Origin of the sequence: Sphingomonas sp. CCH9-E2, assembly GCF_001557215.1 — a bacterium.
In the GTDB taxonomy this organism is placed as follows: Bacteria; Pseudomonadota; Alphaproteobacteria; order Sphingomonadales; family Sphingomonadaceae; genus Sphingomonas.
On record NZ_LSJM01000420.1, the window covers coordinates 1 to 2,651 of the forward strand.

Below are 2,651 nucleotides of genomic sequence, written 5' to 3' on the forward strand. Positions count from 1 at the left end.
CCCCTAAACGCCCCGCCATGCGCCCCGACCTCGCCCATATCGACGCCTGGTTGTTCGACCTCGACAACACGCTCTATCCGGGCAGCGCCGACCTGTTTCCGCAGATGAATGCGCGCATCGGCGCCTATGTCGCGCGGCTGCTGAACCTCGATCCCGATGCCGCGCATCGGGTGCAAAAGGACTATTTCATCCGCCACGGCACCACGCTCGCTGGGCTGATGGCCGATCACGGCGTCGACCCGTACGAATATCTCGCCGATGTCCACGACATCGAGATGGACGTGCTCGAGCATAACGCCCCGCTGGCCGCCGCGATTGCGAAGCTGCCGGGGCGCAAGCTCGTTTTCACCAATGCCGATGCACCCTATGCCGAAAAGGTCCTCGACCGGCTCGGCATCCGTGAGCATTTCGAGGCGATCCACGACGTCCACGCCAGCGCCTATCACCCCAAGCCGCACCCGCACGCCTATGCCAGTGTGTGCGAGGCGTATCGCATCGACCCCAAGCGCGCGCTGTTCGTCGAGGACATGGCCCGCAACCTCGCGCCCGCCAAGGCGATCGGCATGACCACCGTCTGGGTCGACAATGGCTCCGAACAGGCACCCGATGCCGACCGCAGCTTCATCGATTTCATCACCCACGACATCTGCCACTGGCTCGAAACCATTCAGGAGCATCCATGACCGACCTCGCCGCCACGATCGACGCCGCCTGGGAAGACCGCGCCAACATCTCGCTCGCCACCACCGGCGCGGTGCGTGAGGCGGTGGCCGAGGCGCTGAACCTGCTCGACAGCGGGGCCGCACGTGTCGCCGAGCCGGTCGACGGCGGCTGGCAGGTCAATCAGTGGCTCAAGAAAGCCGTCCTCCTCTCCTTCCGCCTCAACGACAATGCGGTTGGCCATGGCGGCTTCGACAAGGTGCCGCTCAAGACCGCCGGCTGGGACGATGCACGCTTCCGGCAGGCCGGTTTCCGCCAAGTGCCGGGCAGCGTCGTGCGCCACGGCGCGCATATCGGCCGCAATGTCGTGCTGATGCCCAGCTTCGTGAACATCGGCGCGTTCGTCGGTGAAGGCACGATGGTCGACACCTGGGCGACCGTCGGCAGCTGCGCGCAGATCGGCAAGAACGTCCATCTCTCCGGTGGCGTCGGCATCGGTGGCGTGCTCGAACCGCTTCAGGCCGATCCGGTGATCATCGGCGACGGCGCGTTCATCGGCGCGCGCGCCGAAGTGGCCGAGGGCGTCCGCGTCGGCGAAGGCGCGGTCCTCTCGATGGGCGTCTATCTCGGTGCCAGCACCAAGATCGTCGATCGCGCGACCGGCCACATCTACCGCGGCGAAGTCCCCCCCTATGCCGTCGTCGTCCCCGGCACCCTCCCCGGCACCGATGGCGGCCCCGGCCTCTACTGCGCCGTGATCGTCAAGACCGTCGACGCCCAGACCCGCAGCAAGACGGGAATCAACGAACTGCTGCGCGATTGAACCCAATCAATCCTCCCCTGCAAGGGCAGGGGGGGCCGCCGCGAAGCGGCGGTGGAGGGGTGTCCCCATGGGAAAACGCGCAGGACATCTCGACGGGCGACACCCCTCCGTCAGCACTTCGTGCTGCCACCTCCCCTTACAGGGGAGGATTTCGCGGAAGTACGTGCCGACGCAGCGATGGCGAAAGTCATTTCCTACAGCTACTCGCCTGGGGTAGTCGTTTCCCATGCAACCAACTCTCGCCTCCGCCCCGGCTGACACCGCCCGTACACACGCATTTTTTGTCAGCATTGTCGTCAGTTTTGTCGGAGGCACACCGGCATGACCGACCCGATGACCTATGGGCGCTACCTCGCGCTCGACCAGCTGCTGAGTGCGCAGCATCCGATTTCGGACGAGCATGACGAGCTGCTGTTCATCGTCATCCATCAGACCAAGGAACTCTGGCTCAAGCAGATGATCGCGGAGCTTGAGGTCGCGCTCGACCTGGTTCGCGGCGACCGGCTGGTCGAGGCGTATAAGGGCCTTGCGCGGGTCAGCCGGATTCAGGCGGTGATGACGCTGTCGTGGGAAATCCTGACCACGATGACGCCGAGCGACTATACCCGCTTCCGCGACGTGCTGGGCACCAGCAGCGGGTTTCAGTCGGACCAGTTCCGCGCGGTCGAAACCATGCTGGGGCTACGCGGCGGCGGGGTTCCGGGGCCGCTGACGGCGCTTTATGGTGCGAAGCCAAGCCTGTGGGACGAAGCCAATGCCGCGCTTGCCCGCGCCGGGTTCGACCTGCCCGACACGGCGCTGAACCGCGATTGGTCAAAACCCTATGAGGTCAGTCCGGCGGTCGAGGCAGCCTGGGCCAAGGTCTATCGCGAGCCCGGCACGCATTGGGAGCTGTACCAGCTCGCCGAGAAGCTGGTCGATATCGATGACGCGCTCGCCACCTGGCGGCACAAGCATGTGCTGACTGTCACGCGCGTGATCGGCATGAAGCCGGGCACCGGCGGCACCCCCGGCGCGTCCTACCTTCAATCGACCCTGACCAAGCGCGCCTTCCCCGAACTCTGGTCGCTGCGGACGCTTCTTTGATGTGTTTCGGCACCGGCCCGCTCCCCCACCCGGCCACCCATATCATGCTACCGCTGGGTGGCCGGGTGGGGGAGCGGGCCGG

General features: G+C 65.9%; 3 protein-coding genes. All 3 read left to right on the forward strand.

Going from position 1 to position 2,651, the window contains the following annotated elements; genetic code table 11:
• The first annotated feature begins 17 nt into the window (after positions 1–17).
• Positions 18–683, forward strand: a complete 666-nt coding sequence (locus AX681_RS18870; protein ID WP_066682623.1) for a pyrimidine 5'-nucleotidase — start codon at positions 18–20, stop codon at positions 681–683.
• On the forward strand, positions 680–1,483 hold the full coding sequence (gene dapD / locus AX681_RS18875; RefSeq protein WP_066665040.1) for a 2,3,4,5-tetrahydropyridine-2,6-dicarboxylate N-succinyltransferase: 804 nt from the start codon (positions 680–682) through the stop codon (positions 1,481–1,483). Before AX681_RS18870 ends, dapD begins: the two co-directional genes overlap by 4 nt.
• A gap of 321 nt (positions 1,484–1,804) precedes the next feature.
• A complete protein-coding gene (locus AX681_RS18880; RefSeq protein WP_066656881.1) occupies positions 1,805–2,569 on the forward strand; it encodes a tryptophan 2,3-dioxygenase in 765 nt (254 codons plus the stop codon).
• Positions 2,570–2,651: the final 82 nt, after the last annotated feature.

What these genes read in the sequence shown, in the direction of transcription:
- dapD (WP_066665040.1), top strand. Translation starts at nt 680, where the DNA reads ATGACCGACCTCGCCGCCACGATCGACGCCGCCTGGGAAGACCGCGCC.
- AX681_RS18870 (WP_066682623.1), top strand. Translation starts at nt 18, where the DNA reads ATGCGCCCCGACCTCGCCCATATCGACGCCTGGTTGTTCGACCTCGAC.
- AX681_RS18880 (WP_066656881.1), top strand. Translation starts at nt 1,805, where the DNA reads ATGACCGACCCGATGACCTATGGGCGCTACCTCGCGCTCGACCAGCTG.